Annotated in this window: 22 protein-coding genes, 1 tRNA gene and 1 pseudogene; 16 read left to right on the forward strand and 8 right to left on the reverse strand. The window is 59.1% G+C overall.

Features of this window, described 5'->3' with window-relative positions; translation table 11 throughout:
* Positions 1-26 precede the first annotated feature (26 nt).
* Together IEU99_RS10105 and thiD are read left to right on the forward strand one after the other, a co-directional pair.
* Entirely contained in the window at positions 27-740 is a 714-nt protein-coding gene (locus IEU99_RS10105) for a VIT1/CCC1 transporter family protein (RefSeq protein WP_128888955.1), read from the forward strand.
* Between the two features lie 10 nt (positions 741-750).
* Positions 751-1584 carry a bifunctional hydroxymethylpyrimidine kinase/phosphomethylpyrimidine kinase gene (thiD, locus tag IEU99_RS10110; RefSeq protein WP_164931114.1) on the forward strand — a complete coding sequence of 278 codons (834 nt, stop codon included), beginning with the start codon at positions 751-753 and terminating at the stop codon, positions 1582-1584.
* Here the strand turns inward: thiD and IEU99_RS10115 are convergent.
* From IEU99_RS10115 to bioB, 4 genes are all read right to left on the reverse strand, one after another.
* A complete protein-coding gene (locus IEU99_RS10115) occupies positions 1581-2138 on the reverse strand; it encodes a methylated-DNA--[protein]-cysteine S-methyltransferase (RefSeq protein ID WP_206731208.1) in 558 nt (185 codons plus the stop codon). The two genes, thiD and IEU99_RS10115, sit on opposite strands and share 4 nt — an antisense overlap.
* The gene (locus tag IEU99_RS10120) at positions 2095-3507 is read right to left on the reverse strand and encodes a hypothetical protein (protein WP_128888953.1); all 1413 of its coding nucleotides are present in this window, start codon (positions 3505-3507) and stop codon (positions 2095-2097) included. The genes IEU99_RS10115 and IEU99_RS10120 overlap by 44 nt, the downstream gene beginning before the upstream one ends.
* Positions 3508-3712: 205 nt before the next feature.
* Complete coding sequence (bsaP, locus tag IEU99_RS10125; RefSeq protein WP_128888952.1) at positions 3713-3967, reverse strand: biotin synthase auxiliary protein BsaP; 255 nt, start codon at positions 3965-3967, stop codon at positions 3713-3715.
* A complete protein-coding gene (gene bioB, locus IEU99_RS10130) occupies positions 3967-4965 on the reverse strand; it encodes a biotin synthase BioB (RefSeq protein WP_123959019.1) in 999 nt (332 codons plus the stop codon). The genes bsaP and bioB overlap by 1 nt, the downstream gene beginning before the upstream one ends.
* Before the next feature lie 100 nt (positions 4966-5065).
* Here bioB and IEU99_RS10135 point away from each other — a divergent pair, with 100 nt between their 5' ends.
* Positions 5066-6388, forward strand: a complete 1323-nt coding sequence (locus IEU99_RS10135) for a M20/M25/M40 family metallo-hydrolase (RefSeq protein WP_128888951.1) — start codon at positions 5066-5068, stop codon at positions 6386-6388.
* Here IEU99_RS10135 and IEU99_RS10140 read toward each other — a convergent pair.
* Both IEU99_RS10140 and IEU99_RS10145 read right to left on the reverse strand, forming a co-directional pair.
* The gene (locus tag IEU99_RS10140; protein ID WP_188358308.1) at positions 6346-6873 is read right to left on the reverse strand and encodes an aspartate/tyrosine/aromatic aminotransferase; all 528 of its coding nucleotides are present in this window, start codon (positions 6871-6873) and stop codon (positions 6346-6348) included. The two genes, IEU99_RS10135 and IEU99_RS10140, sit on opposite strands and share 43 nt — an antisense overlap.
* A complete protein-coding gene (locus IEU99_RS10145; RefSeq protein WP_128888950.1) occupies positions 6870-8075 on the reverse strand; it encodes an MFS transporter in 1206 nt (401 codons plus the stop codon). Before IEU99_RS10145 ends, IEU99_RS10140 begins: the two co-directional genes overlap by 4 nt.
* Positions 8076-8204: 129 nt before the next feature.
* On the opposite strand from IEU99_RS10145, the gene IEU99_RS10150 reads away from it, so the two are divergent.
* The 7 genes from IEU99_RS10150 to IEU99_RS10180 are packed head-to-tail and all read left to right on the forward strand — an operon-like array spanning position 8205 to position 14990.
* Positions 8205-9011 (forward strand): ABC transporter ATP-binding protein, encoded by an 807-nt coding sequence (locus IEU99_RS10150; RefSeq protein WP_128888949.1) that lies wholly within the window; start codon positions 8205-8207, stop codon positions 9009-9011.
* Positions 9008-9643 (forward strand): ABC transporter permease, encoded by a 636-nt coding sequence (locus IEU99_RS10155; RefSeq protein ID WP_128888948.1) that lies wholly within the window; start codon positions 9008-9010, stop codon positions 9641-9643. The genes IEU99_RS10150 and IEU99_RS10155 overlap by 4 nt, the downstream gene beginning before the upstream one ends.
* The gene (locus tag IEU99_RS10160) at positions 9640-10293 is read left to right on the forward strand and encodes an ABC transporter permease (protein WP_128888947.1); all 654 of its coding nucleotides are present in this window, start codon (positions 9640-9642) and stop codon (positions 10291-10293) included. Before IEU99_RS10155 ends, IEU99_RS10160 begins: the two co-directional genes overlap by 4 nt.
* A gap of 52 nt (positions 10294-10345) precedes the next feature.
* The gene (locus IEU99_RS10165; protein WP_164931113.1) at positions 10346-10981 is read left to right on the forward strand and encodes an ATP-binding cassette domain-containing protein; all 636 of its coding nucleotides are present in this window, start codon (positions 10346-10348) and stop codon (positions 10979-10981) included.
* A complete protein-coding gene (locus IEU99_RS10170) occupies positions 10969-11697 on the forward strand; it encodes an ABC transporter ATP-binding protein (protein ID WP_128888945.1) in 729 nt (242 codons plus the stop codon). The genes IEU99_RS10165 and IEU99_RS10170 overlap by 13 nt, the downstream gene beginning before the upstream one ends.
* A gap of 9 nt (positions 11698-11706) precedes the next feature.
* Complete coding sequence (locus IEU99_RS10175; protein ID WP_128888944.1) at positions 11707-13197, forward strand: ABC transporter substrate-binding protein; 1491 nt, start codon at positions 11707-11709, stop codon at positions 13195-13197.
* Entirely contained in the window at positions 13197-14990 is a 1794-nt protein-coding gene (locus tag IEU99_RS10180; protein WP_128888943.1) for an ABC transporter permease subunit, read from the forward strand. Before IEU99_RS10175 ends, IEU99_RS10180 begins: the two co-directional genes overlap by 1 nt.
* On the opposite strand, the gene IEU99_RS10185 is transcribed toward IEU99_RS10180, so the two are convergent.
* Both IEU99_RS10185 and IEU99_RS10190 read right to left on the reverse strand, forming a co-directional pair.
* Positions 14878-16107: an MFS transporter gene (locus IEU99_RS10185; RefSeq protein ID WP_128888942.1), complete on the reverse strand. Its 1230-nt coding sequence runs from the start codon at positions 16105-16107 to the stop codon at positions 14878-14880. The genes IEU99_RS10180 and IEU99_RS10185 overlap by 113 nt on opposite strands.
* Positions 16108-16166: 59 nt before the next feature.
* Positions 16167-16251: transfer RNA gene (locus tag IEU99_RS10190), tRNA-Leu, on the reverse strand.
* A gap of 280 nt (positions 16252-16531) precedes the next feature.
* Here IEU99_RS10190 and IEU99_RS10195 point away from each other — a divergent pair.
* From IEU99_RS10195 to IEU99_RS10220, 6 genes and pseudogenes are all read left to right on the forward strand, one after another.
* Complete coding sequence (locus IEU99_RS10195; RefSeq protein ID WP_128888941.1) at positions 16532-17380, forward strand: FHA domain-containing protein; 849 nt, start codon at positions 16532-16534, stop codon at positions 17378-17380.
* Between the two features lie 42 nt (positions 17381-17422).
* Positions 17423-17896, forward strand: coding sequence for an FHA domain-containing protein FhaB/FipA (locus IEU99_RS10200; RefSeq protein WP_128888940.1), 474 nt, complete (start codon positions 17423-17425; stop codon positions 17894-17896).
* Positions 17896-19314, forward strand: coding sequence for a PP2C family protein-serine/threonine phosphatase (locus tag IEU99_RS10205; protein ID WP_128888939.1), 1419 nt, complete (start codon positions 17896-17898; stop codon positions 19312-19314). The genes IEU99_RS10200 and IEU99_RS10205 overlap by 1 nt, the downstream gene beginning before the upstream one ends.
* Positions 19311-20630, forward strand: coding sequence for an FtsW/RodA/SpoVE family cell cycle protein (locus tag IEU99_RS10210; RefSeq protein ID WP_128888938.1), 1320 nt, complete (start codon positions 19311-19313; stop codon positions 20628-20630). The genes IEU99_RS10205 and IEU99_RS10210 overlap by 4 nt, the downstream gene beginning before the upstream one ends.
* Positions 20627-22069, forward strand: a complete 1443-nt coding sequence (locus IEU99_RS10215; protein ID WP_128888937.1) for a penicillin-binding transpeptidase domain-containing protein — start codon at positions 20627-20629, stop codon at positions 22067-22069. Before IEU99_RS10210 ends, IEU99_RS10215 begins: the two co-directional genes overlap by 4 nt.
* A pseudogene (locus IEU99_RS10220) lies at positions 22070-23374 on the forward strand (serine/threonine-protein kinase); the annotation flags it as partial. It lies immediately after the preceding gene.
* Positions 23375-23387: the final 13 nt, after the last annotated feature.

A 23387-nucleotide genomic window follows, 5' to 3' on the forward strand; every position in this document is an offset into this window, starting at 1 on the left:
CACATCATTGTTGAGGAGCTAAAAGCATGGGTATCTCCGAGGCCGTCCTAGACCACAACGAGCCACATGATGGCAAACTCAACGCCAAATTAAACTGGCTTCGCGCAGGCGTCTTAGGTGCAAATGACGGCATCGTCTCAGTCGCGGCGCTGCTGCTGGGCGTGATTGCTGCTGGCAGTAGCGACACAGCGGTTTTTTCCGCAGGCATTGCCTCTACCATCGCCGGCGCTGTTTCCATGGCTCTTGGAGAATACGTCTCGGTATCTGCCCAGCATGATTCTGAAACCATGCTCATTGCCAAAGAACGCCGCGAGCTCGCAGAGCTGCCTGAAGAAGAACGCGAGGAAATGGCGCAGATCCTCAGCAGCTATGGCATCAGCAAAACCACTGCCGATCAGGCAGCACGCGAAATTAGCAGCACCGATCCCCTCCGTGCCCACCTGCGCCTAGAACTAGGCATTGATTCCGAAGACCTCACCAATCCCCTCCACGCGGCGTTTTCATCCGCCATCTCTTTCATCCTCGGCGCCCTCCTGCCGCTGCTAGCCGCCTGGCTTGCTCCTCAACCGGCCCTGGCGGTGGCGGCGGTGACGATGTTGGCGCTGTTGATCACCGGCTTCGTCTCTGCCAAGTTGGCCCAAACCTCACCCCGTCGTGCCTGCACGCGCCTGGTGGTGGGCGGTATGGCTGGTTTGGCTCTTACCTATGGAGCCGGTGCGCTTTTTGGAGCCGCAGCCTAACCTTAAGGCCATGAGTACCGCAATCGCCTCAAAACCGCGCGTTGTCTCTATTGCCGGCACCGATCCCACCGGTGGCGCCGGTGCCCAAGCCGATATCAAGGCCATCAGCGCTGCTGGTGGCTATGCAATGTCGGTGATCACCTCCATCGTCAGCCAAAATACTCAAGGCGTGATCGATGTATTTAGCCCGCCAATACAGGTGGTGCAATCACAGCTTGAGGCCATTAGTAACGACGTGAGCATCGATGCCATCAAAATTGGCATGCTCGGCACGAGTGAGGTCATTGATTGCGTGCACACTTGGCTGCTCCAACAGCCCTGTGCCACCGTGGTGCTCGATCCGGTGATGGTATCCACCAGCGGCCACCGCTTACTCGATCGCGCCGCCGAAGACGCACTACGCCACTTACTGCCCCTTGCCAGCCTGATCACCCCCAATATCCCGGAGCTAGCAGTACTGAGCGCGAGCGATCCTGCACCGGATCTTCACACCGCCATTGAACAAGGCCGCCAGGTGGTGCAGCGCTATGGTTGCAGCGTGCTGGTCAAAGGCGGCCACCTTTCAGGCGAGCCTTTTAATGCGGTGTTGAAAGCTACAGACGATGGCAGCGAGATTAGCGTGCATGTGATTGAAAATCGGCGGGTGCATACCCGCAATACCCATGGCACGGGATGCTCCTTATCCTCTGCGATTGCTACCCGCTTAGGGGCAGGCCAAAGCCTTGAGCAATCGGTGCAGTGGGCCACCGAATGGTTACACGGCGCCTTGAAAGCCGCCGATGCCCTTCAGGTTGGCAAAGGCCATGGCCCTGTCGATCACTTCCACCACCTGCAGATCAACTAAGTGCCGTTGAACCTTTCTAGCTCTAGCAGGGCTTGTTTCCAGCGTGTTCCTCCCGCAAAGCCGCCAATTCCTCCATGAGCAGGCAGCACGCGGTGGCAAGGAATAAGGATGGGAACGGGGTTGGCTCCGCAGGCAGTACCGATGGCTCGGGTGGCTTGAGGCCTGCCAATATATGTGGCTACTTCGCCATAGGTCCAGTGTTGCCCATAGCCAATCATGCGCAGTGCCTGCCAGGTGCTGCGCTGAAACGTCGTGCCATGGTCGATGGCGATGGGCAGATCGAATGCTTGGCGCTCGCCTTGGAAGTACTGCCTCAATTGCTGCAGTGCTGCCTGCAGGTGCGCCTCGGTGGTGGCAGAGGGGTTCGCATGGACACAGGCGGCCAAGGGTGAGTTGCTGCCAAAACGCACAAAGCGCACCCCCTGATCGTCTGCTGCAATGAGCAGATCACCACAGGGAGTGCGAAGGCTCGCGGCACTCAGGCCGGGGTACTCCGAAGCTAGGCGGAGATTATTGATAGGAGACAAACCAGGGGCGCGGTTGGACGTCTTCATAGGTCTGCTCTGGGGTGAACATGGGCTGATCTTCGTCGTAGAAGTTCTTCCAAGCCATGAAGATCTCCGGCTGCAGTTCCTGGCGAATCACGTTCCAGGTATCGAATTTCTGCTCAGGGGTGCCGTGGCCGTCGGCGTGGAGCACGAAGGCCAATTCTGGGTAGCTCACGTTGAGGTCATCGCGGTTTTGGATCATCTGCACCTGGAATTGGTGCAGCACCAAAGCCTTTTGGGGCAGGTTATTCTCGCGCACGAGGTTGGCGAGCCACTCAGAGGTTTCGTTGATCTCTTCTGCTTCCACATTGCCCACGCGCTGCATGGGCACCTCACCTGGGTTGATGCGCCACTCTGGATCCAGCGCCAGGCCAACATTGGGGCGCTTGAGCAGATCCTCGTACAGCTTGGCCTGCTTTAAGAAGTCCGATTGGCCGGATTGCAGGTCCAGCACGGCGTAGCCGCCGGCTTCGGTAATGGCGTCGATATAGGGAATGAGCTCTTCTGGGTCAGCCTCATTGGAGTAGTCACCATCGGGGCCTGGCTCGGCGGCTGCCACGGTGGCAATGATTTCAAAGGCGGGAATCACGGGCTGGGATTCCATGGGCTGGTATTGCGCAATCAATTCCTTTGCGTGCTCTACGGCATCTTCGGGCTTGTACTCACCCATCACGCCGAGGGCTCCACCGGAGGGGTGCCCATAGAGGGCGATCATGCGACGACCAGGAAAGACCAGGCCACCGCCGCCTGGAAGTTCGCCGTTGTGGGCAAGTTCTAGGCGGGTATCGAAGTCCTCTTCTTCTACAAAGCCCGGACCAATGGCGAGCACCTCGGTATCAGGGTTTTCCATCACCAATTCGGATTCGCGGGGATCGCTGCCCATGAGCAGGTTCAGGGGTGCTCCGATAGCGCGAGCCGTAGCAGCCGATGCCACCGAGGTGGTGGAGTTAATCAGGATCGGCTCACCTTCGCGATCCTTCTTGGGCTTGAGCTCGACGATCTTTTGCACAATATTGTCTTCGCTCAGATCTTCGGGCGCTTCTTGTTTGGCCTTATCTGCATCCACGCGCTCAGCTTCGGCACCTAGGCGGTCGATCTCCTTGTTTACTTCTTCGGAGTCGCCCTGCAGCATGGGCACGCCTTCTTCTACCGCCTTTTTCGCGGCTGCCCACTGTTCGGCCAAGCTATCACCGGCGACGTAGACTTTCTTGCTCTCATCAAAGAGTTTGGAAGAAGCTGCGGTGCCGTCAGCACTTGCGACACGCTCAGTTTCTTTGAAGTCCAACGCGTTGTCATTGTCCGGGCTAGCACCATTGCTGCAGGCAGCGAGGCTGAGGGTTGCCGCCGCCGCGAGGATTGCGCGTGAAAGTTTCATGGTTGCCACCTTATATGAGCGATAGCGCCGATGTGCCAAGGCAGCAAGGTTTTTTCAATGATACGCCTTAGTGCACACTGCTGTCATTTGCACTAGCGGCCCTGGGGGCTGCGCTGTGGCGGATCCAGGGAAGGTTCCACGTGAAACATCGCGGTTCCCAAGAAATAGGAACCGCGATGCACACGCTTTTGAGGCTTGAAGGTATTTAGCGCCTACCTAGATACACCGAATCCACACTGCCGTGACGTGAACATTGCGCTTCCCAACCATCGGGGCGCACCTGCACCACCATGCGTCGGCCACAAAGTTGGCAAAAGCGTGGGGCCTCGAAACCGGCGCGTGCCGATGGTGAGAGGCGCTGTTCTTCGTCGAAAGGCTTGCCGGTATTTGGGTGAAACGCCGGGGTATCACCAGCGAGCAGTGCCTCAAGCAACTCGGTGGAATTATTTACGCGAGCCATTAGACGCTCGAATTCAAGGCCTTGATGGGAAGGCGGAGCTTGCCCAACATATCCAGGTCCTCTTCCATCGGACGACCCAAGGTGGTGAGGTAGTTACCCACGATCACCGCGTTAATACCGCCGAGAAGGCCCTGCTCAGTACCAAGATCGCCGAGGGTGAGCTCGCGGCCACCAGCAAAGCGCAGGATCGTCTTCGGCAGCGCCAGGCGGAAGGCACCGATGGCGCGCAGAGCGTCGGCAGTTTCCATCAGCTCTTTATCTTCAAAAGGCGTACCGGGGCGCGGATCCAGGAAGTTCATGGGCACTTCGGTGGGGTTGAGCTCTGCGAGATCTGCGGCAAATTCTGCGCGCTGTTCCAGGGTCTCGCCCATGCCCAAGATGCCGCCGGAGCACACTTCCATGCCCGCTTCTGCCACCATGCGCAGGGTATCGCGGCGTGATTCCCAGGAGTGGGTGGTGACCACGTTCGGGAAGAAGGAACGCGCGGTTTCAAGGTTGTGGTTATAGCGGTGCACACCCGCTGCTGCCAGGCGATCGACCTGCTCTTGGGTCAAGATACCCACGGAGGCGGCAACCTCGATATCCACCTCGGACTTAATGGCGGCCACGGCCTCTTCCAACTGGCTCATCAGGCGCTCATCGGGGCCTTTGACCGCCGCGACGATGCAGAATTCCGTGGCACCGGATTTTTGGGTCTGCTTTGCAGCTTCCACCAGGCCGGCAATATCGAGCCAGGCGGAACGCACCGGCGATTGGAACAGGCCCGACTGGGAGCAGAAGTGGCAATCTTCTGGGCAGCCACCGGTCTTCAGCGAGATAATTCCTTCTACCTCAACCTCTTCACCGCACCACTTCAGACGTACTTCGTGGGCGAGTTCAAGCAACTCATTAATGCGAGACTCGTCGAGCTGCAGCACCTCCAGCACTTCTTCTTTGCTGAGGCCTTCGCCCTTTTCTAGCACCTTCTCGCGTGCAAGTTCTAGGATGTCGGCAGTCATTCTCGTGTCACCTTTCGCCTGTCGTTTCAACACTCCTTGGCCATCCTAGTCGGAAACTTGAACAGTGTTTAGCTTTTTGCTTCGGGTTAGGCTTCAAGGTATGCACCATGAGCTTTTCGACGACACCCTCGCCCTCCTTCAAGACCTCATTCGCAACGCCTGCGTCAATGACCTCACCGCGACCTCAGGCCAGGAAGTTCGCAATGCCGATACGCTCGAGGCCTTCTTTGCAGGTTCAGGTGCGCAGATCCAGCGCTATGAATCTGCACCCGGAAGGGTCAGTATTGTCGCCACCGTCCCCGGCACCGATCCTGATGCCCAACCGCTCACGCTGCTCGGACATACCGATGTGGTGCCAGTTGATCGCGCTCGCTGGAGCGTGGATCCTTTTGCAGCCGAGATCCGCGAAGGCAAGATTTATGGACGCGGCGCGGTAGACATGCTCTTTATCACCGCCATCATGGCTGCGGTGACCAGGAAGGCGGCGCGCGCAGGCGGCCTTGGCGGCACGCTGACCTTTGTTGGTGTGGCAGATGAAGAGGCCCGCGGCGGCCTGGGGGCGGCGTGGTTTCGCAAGCACCACCCCGAGGCCTTTTCCTGGCAGCATTGCCTCTCAGAAACCGGTGGCGCCCACTTGCCCACCGCCGATGGCTCGGATGCACTGACCATCTATGTGGGAGAAAAAGGTGCGGCGCAGCGCAGAATCCATGTGCATGGCGATGCCGGCCACGGTTCCGCGCCCTATGAAAAAGATTCGGCCATTCTGAAGATCGGCCAGGTGGCAGCCCGTATTGCAGCCATCAAACCCGAGGTGACCCAAGATTCCACGTGGAAAGGCTTTGTGCAGGCCTTCCGCTTTGATGCTGCCACCGAGGCGGCGGTGCTGCGCGGTGAGCGCTACGAGGCACTTGGGCAATTGGCCGCCTATGGTGATGCCATTTCGCATCTCAGCATCGCCCAAACAGTACTGCGCGCTGGTCAGGCCATTAATGTGCTGCCAAGCCATGCCTGGTTGGAGCTGGATATCCGCACACTTCCGGGGCAAAGCGATGAAGACGTGGATGCGATGCTGCTTGAGGCACTTGAGGGCATCGATGTAGAAATTGAGCACCTCATCTGCGAGGAGGCGACGATCTCTCCCACCGATCATCCCCTCTATGAGGCACTTGAGGCAGTGCTCGTGGAGCTCTTCCCCGGTGCGCAGGTGGTGCCAACGATCGCCGCGGGTGGTTCGGATCTTCGCTTTGCCCGGCGCGCCGGTGGGGTTGGCTACGGTTTTGCCGCTCACGCCATTGAGCGCACCCTTGGTGCGGTGCATGCGCAACTGCATTCCCACGACGAGTACCTGCACTTGGAGGATTTGGATTTAAGCCTTCGCGCCTATGATGCAGTGGTGCAGCGATTCTGCGGGCCTGCTGTTTGAGCCCCGAGGATGTACTGAATTTGTGCCAGGTGCTGGATGGCGTCGTCGATGATGGATATCAGCCTGACGCCATAGGTAATTTCGCCTTCGAGGATGCTTGAGGCTTCTTCCTCAGCTAATGCCGCGGTGTAGCTTCTGGTTGCGCGCAATGTTAATTCCACATAGCGCAGCAATGCATCGAATTGTTCTTGGGTGCTCACCTGCACCGCGAGGGCCTCTTGCCTGCTGTGACCATAGCCCATGCCGGCATCGAGCCCTGTGAGTGCCGCTATATCCTGCTCCTGCCAGATCTGCGGGAGGCCGTTGAGTTCTGCGAGCTGAATATCGAGTTCCCTACCGGTGTGCCACAGCAACCACACAATGGAGTTGGGGTGCCCACCTAAGTGCGCGTTGGCGCATTCGAGACTGCAATTCGCATCCTGGATGGATTGCAGCACTCCAAGGGGGCGTTCGCTGAGGTCGATAAGCAGATCGTGGAAGCTCATGGCTTCGACTGTAGCGATGCCCTCACCCAGATTGGGCCAAGCAGTGCGAGGCCAAGCACGAGCACGCCCATGGCACCGGCGAGGATGGGTAGGCCGAAGGCCGCCACGATCGGGCCTGCAAGAATGCCGCCGCTGGCGCCGCAGATATTCATAATCAGGTCATTGCGGCCTTGGTAGGCAGCGCGCTCATCGGGCTGGGTGACGCGCACCAGCAGCGCTGAGCCGCCCACCAAGGTGGCGGACCAGCCAAAGCCCAGCAGGATCAAGCCGATTAAGACGCCGACCTGGCTTTGGGCAAAGATCACCACCACCGCTGCGGCGGTCACGTTGAGCAGTACGCCAAGGCCGATGGCTTTGGATGCGCCGGCGCGGTCGGAGAGGATGCCAAAAAGTGGGGAGAGCGCATACATGGCGCCCACGTGGCCGGAGATCACTACGCCGATCCACCCAAGACCGGCGCCGTGGTGGTGGAGGTGCACTGCCGTCATGGACATGATGCCGATCATGGCGAAGTGGGATACGGCGACAGTAGCCATGGCGAATCCGGCTTGGGCATTGTCGCGCACGCGAATTTTTTGGCGCTGCGGCACATCGCTTGGTTTGAGTTCGGGGCGCAGGCCGAATTGCAGCAGCACAATGCCTAGGGCCTGCACGGTGATGCACAGCAGGTAGGCGCCTGCGAATTGCACGAGCCCGAAGTGGGCGCCGATGCCTTCGGTGAGGCCAATAAGCTGCGGGCCTACGACTGCACCGACGGTGGTTGCCCACATCACCAAAGAAAGGTCGCGGCCGCGGTGTTTGCCCACCGCTACGTCTACTGCGGCAAAGCGCGCCTGGTAATTGGTGGCTACCTCGCCGCCAAGCAATAAGAAGCCAAGCAGCACGAAGGGGGCGAATCCTAATTGCGCACCACTTAAGGCACTAATGGCGCCGAGGATGCCCAAGCTCAGCCCTAGGGTCAGTGATGCGCGGCGGCCTTTATTGGCTACCACTCGCCCGAGCGGGACTGCCCATAGCGCTGCGCCGCCCATGGTGAATGCGAGCGCGGTGCCGCCCCAGGCGGAACCCAGCAATTCTGAGATCAATAATGAGCCCATGGAGAAGGTCACGCCGTGGCCTAATCCGGCCATTACTTGGACGAACATGAGGGTGGCGATCACGCGGCGTCGATAAGCTTTTGCGGCGATTGCTGGAGTAGACATGCGCTATAGCCAAGCATGAACCATACCGCTTTGTCTAGTTGTAACAGACAATTTATTCTTTGGCGAAGATCTGCGAGAGCTCAACAAATTCCACTACGCTTATGGTTCTAGCTTTCGAAGGGACACGCCGTGATCGAATTCCAGCATGTGAGCAAGCACTATGGCCAAATCCGTGCCGTGGAAGACTTCAATTATCGCTTTGCGGAGCGGAAAATCACCGTGCTCGTCGGCTCCTCCGGCTGCGGCAAAACCACACTCCTGCGCATGATTAACCGCATGGTCACGCCCAGTGAGGGCACCATCACCGTGCGAGGAGAAGATATCGCCAGCACCGACCCGGTTGCCCTTCGACGTTCCATTGGCTACGTCATCCAATCCGGCGGGCTGCTGCCGCATAAAACCATCCTGGACAATGCCAAAACGGTGCCGCTATTAAATAAGGAACCCAAACAAGAGGCCTATCGTCGCGCCACCCGCGCGCTGGAGGCCGTTGGGCTGGGAGAAGAGCTCTATAAGCGCTACCCCGCCCAACTTTCCGGCGGCCAGCAGCAGCGCGTCGGTGTGGCCAGGGCACTGGCGGCGGATCCAGATATTTTGCTCATGGATGAACCCTTTGGTGCCGTCGATCCGATTGTGCGCGATTCGCTACAAACGCAGCTTTTGCAATTGCAAGATAGGTTGCATAAGACGATCGTGCTGGTCACCCACGATATTGACGAGGCCTTCCGGCTCGGCGATGAAGTGATCGTATTGGAAAAAGGCGGGCGCATCGCCCAAGCCGGCACCCCGGCGGAATTATTAGCCCAACCAGCCAATGACTTTGTGGCCGAATTTGTTGGGGCAAATAGCAACCAGCGCAAACTTCGCACCACCACCCTCGGCGGGCGCACCGTGGTAGTCGACGCCGCCGGCAAACCAATCGGGGTGATCGAATGACCTGGCTTTCTCATGCCTGGCCGCAGGTGTGGAGCTTGCTCTTGCAACACCTCGCGCTTGCAGTGCCGGCGATCCTTATCGCCGTGGTGGTAGCGACCCCACTCGGCATGCTGGCGGCTCGCACCAAGCGCATTGGCTCCATCCTCGTGGCGAGCACGGCGCTGATTTATACGGTGCCGGCTTTGGCCATGCTGGTGATCTTGCCCTTCATCGTCGGCTTTCCGCTTCGTTCCACTGCCAACGTCACCACGGCCCTTGCGCTGTATGGCATTGCCCTTTTGGTGCGCACGGCAACGGATGCCTTTAGCTCCGTGCCAAGCCATGTTCGCACCGCGGCATTAGCGCAGGGTGTGAGCCCAAAGCAGTTGTTGTGGAAGGTTGATCTTCCCCTAGCAATTCCCGTGCTGATCTCGGGCATTCGCGTGGTGTGCGTTTCTACTATCGGCCTGGTCACCATCGGCGCGCTCATCGGTGTGCCAAGCCTGGGCACGCTGTTTACCGATGGTTTTCAGCGCGGCATCTATGCCGAGGTGCTCAGCGGCATCGTCTTAGTCGTGCTGCTTGCCTTGCTTTTCGACGCCCTCACGCTGCTCATCGGCCGCGTGCTCGCCCCCTGGGAGGCAAAAGCATGACATGGATCGATGACCTTTTCGCGGCCCTAACAGATACCACCGCCTGGCCAGAGTATGCCGCGCGCATGATCCAACACCTGGGCATCTCTTTTTTGGCCGTCCTCATCGCCGCATTGATCGCCATTCCCGCGGGCACCGCCATCGGCCACACCGGCCGAGGCTCGCTGCTGGTAGGCGGCGTCTCCGGTGCTGCTCGCGCCCTACCCACCCTTGGCTTGCTCACCATTTTCGGCCTCATCTTCGGCATCGGGTTACAGGCACCGCTTTTGGCCTTAGTTATCTTGGCCATCCCCTCGGTGCTGGCCGGTACGTATTCGGGTATTGCCGCGGTGGATCGCAATACTATTGATGGCTCCAAGGCGATGGGCTTTACCGAGGCGCAGCTTATTAGCCGCATTGAACTGCCCCTTGCCGCGCCGGTGATTGTGGGCGGCTTGCGCAACGCCGCCTTGCAGGTCATTGCTACGGCCACCCTGGCTGCATATACGGCCGATATCGGCCTTGGGCGTTTGATTTTCCACGGGCTCAAAACTCGGGATTATATTGAGATGCTCACCGGATCGGTGCTGGTGATTGTGCTGGCCTGGATCATCGATGTGTTCTTCGGGCGCTTGGCCTCCATGCTGCGCCGTGCGGTGAAGGCCAGCTAGCAGGTACACCCGCCTCTAGTGTTACTGACATTGCTTGTCATATAATGCGGAAGTGTCTCACCTGCTCCATTTCGATGCTCGCCTCTACCCCAAGGCGGATCCAAGCTGCACCTTGCTGCAAGGCAACGTCGATATTGACCAGGGCGAATCCCTTGCCATTCTCGGACCTTCCGGCAGTGGCAAATCATTGCTCAGCCAAGCGCTTGCCGGGCGTTTGCCCGCCACCATCGGTGTAGAGGGTGTGATCGAGCGCAGCGCGCCGGTAACCCTGATTCAGCAACAGTGCCGCACGGCATTAAACCCCTTGGTTCGCATCGGCCAGCAATTGAGCTTTGGTGATCTCTGCGCCCACGACCTCCTTGAGCGCGTGGGGCTTCGGCCTACCTCCCGTTTTATGCAGGCCTATCCGGGTGAGTTATCGGGTGGGCAATTACAAAGGGCGGCGATTGCCATGGCGCTTGGCACCCAGGCACAGGTGCTGATTGCAGATGAATCCACCACCGCTTTGGATGCCATTACCCAAGCCGAGGTGGTGGACGCACTGACTCAGGCGCAGACCCTGGTATTTATTAGTCACGATATTGCGTTGGCTGCGAATATTTGCCAGCGTGCGCTGGAGATCCGTCATGGCGAGATCATCGCCGATACCACCATGGCCTCGTATGTGGAGTCGCGATGCAGCCACTAACACCGGAATTACACATCAAGCAGGTCAATGTGCGCGCAGGTGATACTTGTATCCTGCACAACGTCAGCTTGAGTCTGCTCGCTGGGCAAAGGTTGGCGCTGCTGGGTCGTTCCGGCTGCGGTAAAACCACCCTCCTGCACGCAGTGATGGGGCTCATCCCCTTGGATTCCGGTGAGGTTGAGGTGCGTGGGGGTGCGTCGAAAAGCCTTGCGCGCATGGTGCAGTTGATTCCCCAGGATGCTGCCGGGAGCTTGAGCCCAAGGCTGCGGGTGGAAACGCTTTTGGCGCGCCCCTTGGCCAAATTGAAGGTGCCGGGGGATCATCGCCAAAGGATGCTCGATGCGATGCAGCAGGTGGATTTGAGTACTGCCTTGCTCAACCGCAAAGCCCATGAACTTTCTGGCGGCCAGGCACAGCGGGTGGCCATCGCCCGCGCGCTCGCCATTGGTGCACAATTTTTGCTTTGCGACGAGCCCCTGACCGGCCTTGATCCCGACCTCAAAGAGGAAACGGTGCAGATGCTCTCAAGCCTTAATGATATTGGTATTCTTTTCGTTAGCCATGATCTTTTGGCCGCACAGCAACTTTGCCAACGCGCCGTTGTGATGGAAGAAGGTCACATCAGCGATGAAGGCGACTGGGACCACCTCTTAAGCCCTCAGGGCAGCCCCATCCTGGAACAACTGCTGCGCGCAACCCCACACATTCACCCCTAGGAGACACTCATGCACCCACGCACCCCAGCCCTACGCATCGGCGCCCTCGGCGGCATCTGCCTCCTACTCAGCGGCTGTTTTAGCGATGCCGGCGATAGCGCTAACAGCGCCCAGCGCATCCACGTGGCCATGGCCGGTGTGCCCAAAGCTGCGCTTTCGCCACACTCCGACGATGCCTTCATGCTCACCCGCTGGCAAAGCGCCGAAACGCTTACCTCCATGCAACCCGATGGCAGCATCATCCCCATGCTGGCCACCTCCTGGGAGCAGCGCGACGAGCGCACCTGGGAATTCACCATCCGCGATGGGGTGAAGTTCCACAATGGCTCCGCACTGGATGCCGCAGCCGTGGTCACCGCACTCCAGGCCGCCGCCAACGCCAACCCGGCGCCGCGGCCGATCAATGGCCTCAACCTTGAGGCCCGCGATGTCTCCACGGACAAAGAACAAATTGTGCAGGTGCGCGCCGATAAGGCAGCACCCCTGATGCCGGAGCTTTTGAGCTCTTCGCAATTAGTCATCCTCGCCCCCGAGGCCTATGGCTCCCGCGTAGATCCCATTGAGCACGGCACCGGCGCCTTTATTCTTCGCTCACTCAACGCCGATAGCAGCGCCACCTTGGACCGCAATGAAGAGTACTGGGATGGCGAGGTACAAGCTGAGGGCATTGAGGCCTCCTTTGTTCCCGATGGCAATGGCCGCACCGCCGCGCTGCGTTCGCAGAACACCAACGTGGTAGAAGCCATTCCGCTGGCGCAGATGAAGCAACTGCAATCCCAAGAACTCATCACCGTGCAGCAGCCACGCATTGCGGAACTCCTACTCAACACCCGCAACGGCGCCTTTAGCGATCCAGCCCTGCGCTCAAAAGCAGCCGAGGCCATGAACAAACAAGCCATCGCCAAAGAGGTGTTCTTAGACCAAGACCCGGCCACCGATCGTCTGCTCAGCAGCGCGGTGCCGTGGGCTCAGCAGTACCAAAAGCCAGTGACCCTGCCCAAGGCTGGAAATCCGGACAAGAAGAAGATCACCATCGCCACCTACTCCGATCGCCCGGAATTGCCTGAGGCACTCCTGCGCATCGCCGCGGACCTTGAGGCCGCGGGTTTTGAGGTGGAACAAGAGGTGCGCTCCTACGCCAACCTGGAACAAGACGCCTTAGACGGCAAATTCGATGCCGTGTTGCTCTCGCGCAGCGTCTTGCTCGATAGCGGCGATCCGGTGGGCTTTTTCAACTCCGATTTCTCCTGCCAAGGCGAATACAACATGGCGCAGCTTTGTAATGCCGAGGTAGATGAGCTCATTGCCAAGGCAGCAGGCCTCAAGGCAGGTGAACAGCGCCAACAAGCCGCTGTGGCAGCAGAACAGGCCATCTTAGATACCGGCGCCGTGATCCCCGTGGTGGAAGAAAGCGTCATTATCGGCAGCGATAAGGTCGAAGGCGTCGTGGCCGACCCTTACGCCCGCTACCTCATTGATAAGAACACTCGCCTGAACTAATGCACCGACCCTCACCACGCATCGACCTCGTCCCCTGGTGCTCCCGCCTGCTCGCCTACGCCGGCATGTTGGCCTTGGTGGGATTGCTGCCATGGATCAGCCAGGAAAAAGCAGAGCTGATGGTGTTGCGCTCGCGCTATGCAGAGCTTGCCCCCACCGAGGCCAACCTCGAATCGGTAGCCAAAGAACTCCACCTGGATCAAGGCCCGCTTCATCTGCTCGGCCACTGGCTCGCTGGCCTGGTGCGTGGTGATCTGGGCTTGAGTTGGGTGTCTGGCACACCGGTCGCAGGCTCGGCGTGGTCGGCATTTCTTGTGTCACTGACCCTCATGGGCTTTGCCATGGTGGTGGCCTTCATCGTGGTGCTCGTCATTCTTGCCCCGCAGCTTCGCGCGCTGTGCACCGGCACAACCCGCAAGGCAGCACTGACGGTGCCGACCCTGCTCACAGCCTTTCCGAGCTTTCTCATCGCGGTGATCTTGGTCTTGGTCTTTAGCATCTGGCTCAAGATCTTCCCGCCCCTTGGTTTTAGCTCCTGGAGCCATGCCGTGTTGCCCTCGATCGCGCTCGGCTTACCCGCCGGCGGTGTGATCGCTCGCCTGCTTTCCGATTCCCTCCAGCACGCCATGCGCGAACCCTGGGTGCGCAGTTGGTTCGATGCCGGCGCCCCACGCCCGCGCCTTGTGTCCGCAGTGCTTCGGCGCGCCCTTGCCCCTGTGGTGCATCAGATCGCCTTGGTCATCGTAGCAGTCACCGGCGGAGCCGTGCCGGTAGAAGAAATTTTTGCCATTCCCGGCATCGGGCGACTCACCCTTGGGGCATCCAAGGCCCAAGACATCCCGGTGCTCCAAGCCGGAGTGCTGCTGCTTTTTGGCTTCGCGGCACTCGTGGGCATTGCTGCCCAGGGCATCCACCGCCTCTTATTAGGTGCGGCCGCAAAAAGCAATGTGCCAGTGGCCGCCCCCGAGGCTCCGCGGCGTTCACGCGACCTGTTGCTGCCGCTTGTCTCGATCATCCCGGTGATCCTTTGCGTACTGCTTGGCATTGGGCGCAATCCCTATAGTTTGGATCATCCGCGCTTAGCTCCCCCGAGCCTGGCCTTGCCACTTGGCAGTGATGCCGCAGGGAGAGACGTCTTGGCCCGTTTGGCCCATGGCGCGGCGTTTACCTTGAGCTTTGCCATCGCGGTGACAGTGTTGTGCTTGATCATTGCCCTTGTTGCCAGTGTGATGCCGCGTTGGAGCGCAGGGCTTGTCGACGTCACCAACGCCACCTCCCCTGTCTTGGCCGGCTTATTGGTCGCTGGCATTGCCGGGCCTTCCATGATGAGCGCAGCCATTGCGGTGGCGCTGGCATCGTGGGCACCCCTGGCTGCTCATGCCCGCGATCTATTGCGCGAAGCCAAACTCCAGCCCTATATCGCGATGCTGCCAATTCTTGGCGAATCGAAGGCGAGCACGTTTGTGCGCTTCTTGCTCCCAGAGATCGCAGGGCCGCTGCTGCGCCACAGTTTCCTTCGCCTCCCGGGCAAGGCGCTGGCCCTGGCGAGCCTGGGCTTTTTGGGCATGGGTCCGCAACAGCCAACTCCTGAGTGGGGTGCGATGTTGGCTGAGGGCTTGCCCTACGTGGAACAAGCGCCGTGGATTGCGCTTGCCCCCACCTTCGCTTTGATTCTGCTTTCTATGAGTGCGCAGGGTTTTGCTGCTCTGCCTCCTGCAAATACACGCCGCGGAAATACCAAAGGCCAAAAGCAGAAAGGCCTAACAAGGTTGCTGCAAAAAGCCAAGCGCTAGCAAAGGATGCGTCGACAAGCTTGCCAAAGATGGCGGTGCACAGCAGCACGGCGCTGCCGCCAAGCGTATTGAGCAAGCCATAGTAGGTGCCCAAAAGATGCGGTGGCGCCAAAGTCACCACGATGGAACGCGCCATCGGAGCGATCAGCATTTGGCCTGCATGCAGCACAATTAAAAAGCCCACCAGCGGCAAAATGGAGTGCCCGAACACAAGCGCACACGCAGCCATTGCGGCCCAGGCCACCGCCTGGATCACCATGGCCAGCGGCAGCATCACGGGAGCACCACGGGATTCCGAGAAGGCCGAGAAGCGCATCTGGGCTGCCACCACGTAGATGCTCACCCCTGCAAAAAGCCAGCCCACCAGGCTTTGGTTGAGGTCGGCGTGCTGAAGCCAGGCAGGAAGCGCAATATATTGCAGGTGATAGGACACCTGCGTGGCGCATACCAGCAGGGCAAAGACGATAAAGGCGCGGTGGCGAAAAGCAAGGCCGAGGCCTTTGAGGCTGGAGATGGCAGGCTCTGCCTCTGCCCCAGGCTTTGGTTGCGTGGTCCAGCGCAGGTGGCAGAAGAACAGGAGCACGAAGATGCCGGCTGCCACCAGGCACACCACCTCGAAGCCGAGGGGAATAAGCAGCGCGCCCAATGCGGGGCCAATCAGCGAACCGGCGTGGAGGAAGGTGGCATTTGCGGCGAAGACGTCTTGGGTGCTTTTGCCTCCTCGCTCCTTGGCCGTTAAGCCACCGAGTCTTGCCTCTACTGCTGGTGAAAACAGTGCTGCCGCCACGCCGATGAGCACCACGCCGATGCCGAGGCTAAGCACCGATTGGGCTTTGGCGGCGATGAGAAAGCCCAAGACTCGAATGGCAATGCCGCTGAGCAGCACGGGTTTAAGCCCGAAGCGATCGCTTAAGATGCCGCCGAGCACGAAGAGGCCTTGTTGGCTGAAGGTGCGAAGCCCCAGGATCAGGCCGATGGTTGCGCCTGCGATGCCGAGGGTGTCTGCCATATAGATGGCGAGGAAGGGAACGACGAGGTAAAAGCCGATATTGAAGGCGAATTGGGTCCACAATAGGAGCTTTGCCTGGGTGCTCAGACCCTTCCAAATGACATTCATTGCAAACAGATTAGGGTTGATAAAGGAAAAACCGCAACCATGGGGGTTGCGGTTATCTGTGCCCAGGGGGGGACTTGAACCCCCACGTCCGTAAAGGACACTGGCACCTGAAGCCAGCGCGTCTGCCAATTCCGCCACCTGGGCAGGTGATGCATTATTGCGACTGGAATAACCTAACACGTGAAGCCCAGAATTCACCAATAATCCAGCTCAAAGGCCAAAAACACCGAAGAAGCGCCAAAGGACAATAGGGCGAAAATGCCTTTGGACTCTATACTAGGGCTTGACGTGGCTTGATATGGCTTCAAGCGTGGCCGCATACCTGTGGCAACGCAGTCGATGGCGAGCTTTGCAATCGGTATAACCATCACAAGCCACAACAGCAGTATGAGTGCTAACAACGACGCAAAAGGAGGCGAACGCTGTGTCACTGATGGGCAAGATCGCCAAGCTCGACAGCGCGATGCAACGCGGTTTGGACAATAGCTTCGCCTTCGTATTTGGTGGGCGCGTTGTACCGGCCGAAATTGAAGAGCTGCTCAAACAAGAAGCAGAAGACAATACGGTGCACACATACGAAGGCACGATCGAGGCACCCAATGAATTCCGCGTGGAAGTCAGTGCCAAAGATTTTGCCAACCTCCAGGCAGAACACCCTCGCCTGCCCCAAAACTTCGCTGACCAACTCGCACGTTATTACAGAAATCAAGGCTGGCAAGCAGCAGGTCCGATCACCGTGGCAGTGGCATTGGCCTCGGGGCTTCGTACCGGGCAACTGCATGCCGCCACCGCCACCGGCTCCGGCGGCACCATGGGCTTTGTACAACCTCAGACTCAACGCGAAGAAGCACCCCAACCAGAAAGCGAGGCTTCCGTGGACAGCATGAATCAACAGCCCAGTACCCAGTACATGTCCGCAGCACCCGAGCGCGACCCCAACGTGCCCGTCGGTGAGCCGGAAACCCCAGACACTGGGTTGAGCATGACCCTGCTGCTGCAGGATGGGTCCTCGCGTACCTACCTCGTGCGTATCGGGTCGAATATCATTGGTCGCTCCAATGACGCCGATCTGCGCCTGCCCGATACGGGAGTATCGCGCCAGCACGCGGAGATCGAGTGGAATGGCCAAGATGCAGTGCTCACCGATCTGCGCAGCACCAATGGCACCACCGTCAATGGCACGCCTGTGGAAAATTGGTTGCTTGCCGACGGCGACGTGATCACCGTGGGCCACTCGCATATCGAAGTACGTATCGTCGATTCCCAGCGCTAAGCCGCCCAAAAGAACCCTGGAACCGAACTAGGAGCATCCCCCTTGGATTCCGTGATTTTGCTTGTATTGCGCATTGCGCTGCTAGCACTGCTGTGGCTGTTCATCCTCTTTGCGTTGAACACCCTCCGCCGCGACACCAAAGCCGCGGCCGCCCAAGGCATGCCCGGCGTGCCCGTGCAATACACCCAAGCTCCGCCGGCGCCAGCCGTCAAGCGCGGCGCAACCCCCAGAGAGATCGCCATCGTCGATGGCCCACTTCTTGGTTCCAGCCTGGCTCTTGGCCAACAATCCGAGATCATTATTGGACGCTCCCAAGATTGCGATTTCGTGCTCAGTGACGATTACGCCTCCTCGCGCCATGCCCGCCTGCTTAAGCGCGGCTCCGAGTGGTTTATTGAGGATCTCGATTCGCGCAACGGCACCTATGCCGGGGGCTACCGCATTGATCAGCCCGAAAAGGTATCAGTGGGCAGCGATATCAAAATTGGACGCACGACAATAAGGTTGAACGGCTAATGAAACTCAACTACGCCGCCGCCTCCGATCGTGGATTGGTCCGAGGCAATAACGAAGACTCCGCCTACGCAGGCCCGCACCTTCTTGCGCTTGCCGACGGCATGGGTGGCCATGCCGCGGGCGAAGTGGCATCGCAGATCATGATCCGCCACCTCGAACCGCTCGACGCCGATCCCGGCGATAATGACATGCTCGCGCTGCTCGCCTCCGGTGCAGATGATGCCAACCACGCCATTGCCCAGGGCGTGCGCGAGGTTCCAGAAACTGATGGCATGGGCACCACCTTGACTGCCCTGATGTTCAATGGCAGCGAATTGGCAATGTGCCATGTGGGTGATTCTCGTGGTTATCGCCTCCGCGATGGCCAATTGGAGCAAATCACCATCGACGACACGTATGTGCAATCGTTGGTAGATAAAGGCGAGCTGGATCCAAGCGATATCTCCACTCACCCGCAGCGCTCCATGATTCTCAAGGCCTACACCGGAAGGCCCGTAGAACCGACCCTACGCATGATCGATGCCCAAGTAGGCGATCGCTACCTGCTGTGCTCCGATGGTCTTTCGGATCCCGTTACCCACTCCACCATCGAGCAAGAACTCGCGCAGGGCTCCCCCACCGAAGCAGCCCGGCGCCTCGTCGATCTAGCGCTACGTTCCGGCGGCCCAGACAACGTCACTGTGGTGGTAGCCGACATCGTTGAAGGCAACGATCCTGCCACTGCCCTGCCCACCAAACCCGCTACCGTCGGCGCACTTTTGGGCAGCACCTTTGACCAGCCCAACCCCGATACCGCAGCAGGCCGCGCGGCCATTGCGTTATCGCAGCACAACCCCGGCGGCACCCAAGATGCCCCCACCGGGCGCGAGCCGCAGGTCATTGAGCCGAACCCTGCAGCACAACAGAGCACCCCGGACTCGATTGCGCAGCCTGCAAAAAACAAGAAGCTCCTGGGCGTGCTTGGCATTCTGCTTGTTCTAGGTGCGCTCATTGGCGGCGGCTGGTGGGCTACTAAGACCATTGAGCAGCGCTACTATGTGGCCACCCGCGATGGCCAGATCGTGATTGAAAACGGCGTGGATTTCAGCGTCTTTGGCAAGGATCTGCACAAGGAATATCAGCGTGCTTGTTTAAGCAAAGACAGTGAGCTGACGTTGATCGCCAATGATGCAGACGAACCCTGCAATCCCTTCAAGGTGGATGACCTGAAAGAGTCTGCCCGTGCCTCCGTGGATTCGCTTGAGGGCGGTTCCTATGACGAGGTGCTTGAGCAGACCCAGCGTTTGGCCAAAGAGGCCTTGCCGGTGTGTGTGACTCGCGAGGCCACGAGCAGCAAAACCAGCACCAAGCCCAGTGCCACCAACTCACCGGAAGATCTCAATACTCCTGGTGAAAACTGCAGGCAGGTGAGCAAATGAGTTTCGCTCAACGCTTAGCCGCGAGGAGAACAGAATTTGCCCTGCTCCTGCTCGCCGCGGTGCTCATGGCCGTGACGGTGGTAAACCTCAATATCGCCCAGGACGCTGGCCTGAACTCCGAGGTGTTCTGGGTGATCGGCGGCTTCATCCTCGTTTTCACCATCGCCCACCTGGCCTTGTGCTTTACTGCGCCACATGCAGATCAGGTGATGCTGCCGGTGGCCTCCGTGCTCAACGGCCTTGGCTTGGCCATGGTCTATCGCCTGGATTTGGCCAAAGATCGCAACCTGGCCAGCAAACAGGTGATCTGGACGCTGATTGGCGTGGCATTAATGGTGGCGGTGCTGGTGATTGTTCGCGATCACCGCAGCCTGACCCGCTATTCCTATATCTTGGGCCTGCTTGGTCTGATCCTGCTGGCGCTTCCACTGGTCTGGCCAACACAGATGAATGCCGATGCCAATATTTGGATCTCCATCGGCCCCTTCTCGGTGCAGCCGGGTGAATTTTCCAAGATCTTGCTCCTGCTCTTTTTTGCACAGCTCCTCGTGAATAAGCGAGCCTTATTCAACGTGGCCGGCTACCGCATCTTGGGCCTTGAATTCCCGCGCCTGCGCGACCTCGGCCCCATCCTCGCGGTGTGGGCAGTGGCAATTTTGATCATGGCTGGCGAAAACGACTTCGGCCCTGCACTGCTGCTTTTTGCCACGGTGTTGGCCATGCTCTACCTCGCCACCGGTCGCGTGTCGTGGCTTCTCATCGGTGCGGTGCTGGTGGCGCTCGGTGGCACGGCGGTGTACCAGATTTCCGATAAGATCCAGGCCCGCGTGCAAAACTTCATCGACCCCGTCTCTCACTTCGACACCACGGGCTATCAGCTCTCGCAGTCGCTCTTTGGTCTTTCTTCCGGCGGCATCGCCGGTTCAGGTTTGGGCAAAGGCCACCCCGAGCTCATCCCGGTGGCAGAAAGCGACTTCATCCTCGCCGTGGTTGGTGAAGAGCTCGGCCTGATCGGCCTCTCGGCTGTGATTGTGCTCTTTGCCATCTTCGTTACCCGCGGCCTGCGCACCGCGCTTCGCTCACGCGATTCCTATGGCAAATTGGTGGCCGCTGGTTTGTCCTTTACCATCGCGATCCAGGTATTTGTGGTGGTAGCCGGCATTACTGCCCTGATGCCGATGACGGGCTTGACCACCCCGTTTATGTCTCAGGGTGGTTCGAGTTTGATGGCGAACTACATTCTTTTGGGCTTGATTTTAAGAATCTCCGATTCCAGCTATTCCAATGACCAAGCCGGTGTGGAGGCAAGCCGATGAACCGATCAATTCGTTTTACCAGTGTGTTCGCGCTGCTGCTCATTTTGGTGTTGCTGATTAACCTCACCATCATTCAGGCCTTCAGCCGCGAGAAGTACGCAGATAATCCGCTCAATCGCCGCGGCTTCATCGAGATGAAGCAACAGCCGCGCGGGCAGATCTCCGCCGATGGTCAGATTTTGGCGGAGTCCTACCAGGATGAAGACGGCCTATATCAGCGTCGCTACGTGGCTAACCCCATGGCCTATGGCCCGGTGGAAGGCTATATCTCCGATATTTATGGCGCAGCGGGCATCGAGGCGAGCTACAACGCTGTGCTCAATGGCACTGATCCTTCCTTAAGCATCAGCGGTCTTTGGGATGATCTTCTGGGCAAGCAAAAAACTGGCGCCAATGTGGAGCTGACCTTAAAGCCGCAGGTGCAAGAGGTGGCTTATAACCAATTGGCCAACGCCGGCTATGAGGGTGCTGTGGTGGCAATTCGTCCTTCCACCGGCGAGATCCTCAGCATGGCTTCCACGCCGAGCTTTAACCCCCAAGAAATTGTGGACCCGAATACCGCTGAGTCTGCTTGGGAGAATTACAACGCCAACGACGGCGATCCGCTGCTCAACCATGCAACCCAAGAGACTCTGCCTCCTGGATCCACCTTTAAGGTGGTCACCACCTTGTCGGGTCTGCGCGCAGGCTATACCCCTGATTCTCAACTGACGGGGGCACCGAATATCACCCTGCCTAATACCAACACCACCTTGGAAAACTACGATGGCCAAACCTGTGCCGGCCAGCAGACGGTGAGCTTGGCTACGGCCTTCCAATACTCCTGCAATACGGCATTTGTGCAGATGGGTATTGATGCTGGTGCGGATAATTTCCGCGAAGCAGCGGCCTCCTTCGGTGTGGGCGATACCTATGACCTGGGCTTGCCTATGGCTGCCGGCACCATTGGTGAGATTCCCGATGATGCCGCCCTTGGGCAGTCTTCTATTGGCCAGCGCGATGTGGCGATGTCGGTATTGGAAAATGCCGTGATCGCTGCCACCGTGGCCAATGGCGGTAAGCGCATGGCTCCGCATGTGGTGTCGAAGGTGGTCACCCGCGATTTACATACCGTGACTGAGGTCAAGCCCCAGCAACTGAATCAGGCGCTCACAGAGCAAGAAGCAGCGACGCTGACTGATCTGATGCGCCTATCTGAGCAACACACCGCCGGGTACGCTGGGCAAAATATTGCCTCCAAGACCGGTACCGCCGAGCATGGCGAGGATTCACGAAACTCCAACCCCCATGCTTGGTACATTGCTTTCGCCCCGGACTCTGATGTGGCCGTGGCTGTGGTGGTAAAAAATGGCGGTGATCGTGGCCAGGCAGCAACTGGCGGTTCCGTGGCCGCCCCGATCGGCCGTGCGGTGATCCAAGCGGCACAGGGAGCAGCATAAATGGCAACTGATCAAGCACTTCAACAGATGTTGGGCGATGACTATCGCCTGCAGTGGGTCGTCGGCCAAGGCGGTATGTCTACCGTTTGGCTTGCCGACGACCTACGCCACCAACGCGAGGTGGCCATCAAGGTATTAAGGCCCGAGTTTTCAGATAACAATGAATTCCTCTCGCGCTTCCGTAACGAGGCGCTCGCCAGCGAAAATATCCACTCTGCCAATGTGGTAGAAACCTACGATTATCGCGAAACCACCGATACCTCCGGCCGCACCCTGTGCTGCATTGTGATGGAGTATGTCCGTGGTGAATCCTTGGCCGATATGCTCAGCAGGAAGGGCAGCTTAGACGAGCGCCTCGCTCTCGATGTGTTAGAGCAGGCAGCCCATGGCCTTTCCATCATTCACCGCATGGGCTTGGTGCACCGCGATATCAAGCCCGGCAATCTGCTCATTACCGAATCTGGTCAGGTAAAGATCACCGACTTTGGTATTGCCAAGGCCGCTGAGGCCGTTCCTTTGACCCGCACCGGCATGGTGGTGGGCACGGCGCAGTACGTTTCCCCTGAACAGGCCCAAGGCCGTGACGTGAGCGCCGCGACGGATGTGTATTCCCTTGGTGTGGTCGGCTACGAGATGCTGGCAGGCCATCGGCCCTTTAGCGGCGATACTTCCGTATCGGTGGCGATCGCCCATATCAATCAGGCACCCCCTGCTTTGCCTACCACTGTTTCGGCCCAGGCCCGAGAGTTGATCGGCATCGCCTTGCGCAAAGATCCATCGCAGCGTTTTGCCGACGGCAATGAGTTTGCCCTCGCCATTTCTGCAGTACGGATGGGCAAGCGACCACCACAGCCCAAATCGGTGCAATTGCAGCGTGTGGCCCCGCAACCTCCGCGCACAGCCTCGACGCAGTTACTTGGCCAGGTTGCGCAGCCAACGACGGTGGTTCCAGCGCATGTGCCCCCGCAGCAGCGGCCGCCCATGCAGGGTCGCTACGCGGCTCCGGCGCCGGCACCGCGGAAATCTTCTGCTCCTGCGGTGATGCTCGTGCTGTTGCTTGGCGCGATTGTTGCTGGCGTGGTGTGGGCTGCTTCCCAGGGCATGTTTGATTCTTTGCTCAACCCCAAGCCTTCTACCTCTAAGCCACCGGTGGTGGTCACGGTGGAGGAAACGACGGTGGAGGAATACACCCCAGAACCCACACCGGAGTACACCCCTGAGCAAGAGCAACCGAGCCCCACGAGGACTACGAGCCCTTCGATCTTGGAAAAGCTCAGTGATCTTTTGCCCGAACCAGAGCAACCAGAGCAGCCAGAGC

Source organism: Corynebacterium pelargi (assembly GCF_014635485.1).
In the GTDB taxonomy this organism is placed as follows: Bacteria; Actinomycetota; Actinomycetes; order Mycobacteriales; family Mycobacteriaceae; genus Corynebacterium; species Corynebacterium pelargi.

Coding starts and splice junctions, on each gene's coding strand:
- IEU99_RS10105 (WP_128888955.1), top strand. CDS start 27: ATGGGTATCTCCGAGGCCGTCCTAGACCACAACGAGCCACATGATGGC.
- thiD (WP_164931114.1), top strand. CDS start 751: ATGAGTACCGCAATCGCCTCAAAACCGCGCGTTGTCTCTATTGCCGGC.
- IEU99_RS10115 (WP_206731208.1), bottom strand. CDS start 2,138: ATGAAGACGTCCAACCGCGCCCCTGGTTTGTCTCCTATCAATAATCTC.
- IEU99_RS10120 (WP_128888953.1), bottom strand. CDS start 3,507: ATGAAACTTTCACGCGCAATCCTCGCGGCGGCGGCAACCCTCAGCCTC.
- bsaP (WP_128888952.1), bottom strand. CDS start 3,967: ATGGCTCGCGTAAATAATTCCACCGAGTTGCTTGAGGCACTGCTCGCT.
- bioB (WP_123959019.1), bottom strand. CDS start 4,965: ATGACTGCCGACATCCTAGAACTTGCACGCGAGAAGGTGCTAGAAAAG.
- IEU99_RS10135 (WP_128888951.1), top strand. CDS start 5,066: ATGCACCATGAGCTTTTCGACGACACCCTCGCCCTCCTTCAAGACCTC.
- IEU99_RS10140 (WP_188358308.1), bottom strand. CDS start 6,873: ATGAGCTTCCACGATCTGCTTATCGACCTCAGCGAACGCCCCCTTGGA.
- IEU99_RS10145 (WP_128888950.1), bottom strand. CDS start 8,075: ATGTCTACTCCAGCAATCGCCGCAAAAGCTTATCGACGCCGCGTGATC.
- IEU99_RS10155 (WP_128888948.1), top strand. CDS start 9,008: ATGACCTGGCTTTCTCATGCCTGGCCGCAGGTGTGGAGCTTGCTCTTG.
- IEU99_RS10160 (WP_128888947.1), top strand. CDS start 9,640: ATGACATGGATCGATGACCTTTTCGCGGCCCTAACAGATACCACCGCC.
- IEU99_RS10170 (WP_128888945.1), top strand. CDS start 10,969: ATGCAGCCACTAACACCGGAATTACACATCAAGCAGGTCAATGTGCGC.
- IEU99_RS10175 (WP_128888944.1), top strand. CDS start 11,707: ATGCACCCACGCACCCCAGCCCTACGCATCGGCGCCCTCGGCGGCATC.
- IEU99_RS10180 (WP_128888943.1), top strand. CDS start 13,197: ATGCACCGACCCTCACCACGCATCGACCTCGTCCCCTGGTGCTCCCGC.
- IEU99_RS10185 (WP_128888942.1), bottom strand. CDS start 16,107: ATGAATGTCATTTGGAAGGGTCTGAGCACCCAGGCAAAGCTCCTATTG.
- IEU99_RS10205 (WP_128888939.1), top strand. CDS start 17,896: ATGAAACTCAACTACGCCGCCGCCTCCGATCGTGGATTGGTCCGAGGC.
- IEU99_RS10210 (WP_128888938.1), top strand. CDS start 19,311: ATGAGTTTCGCTCAACGCTTAGCCGCGAGGAGAACAGAATTTGCCCTG.
- IEU99_RS10215 (WP_128888937.1), top strand. CDS start 20,627: ATGAACCGATCAATTCGTTTTACCAGTGTGTTCGCGCTGCTGCTCATT.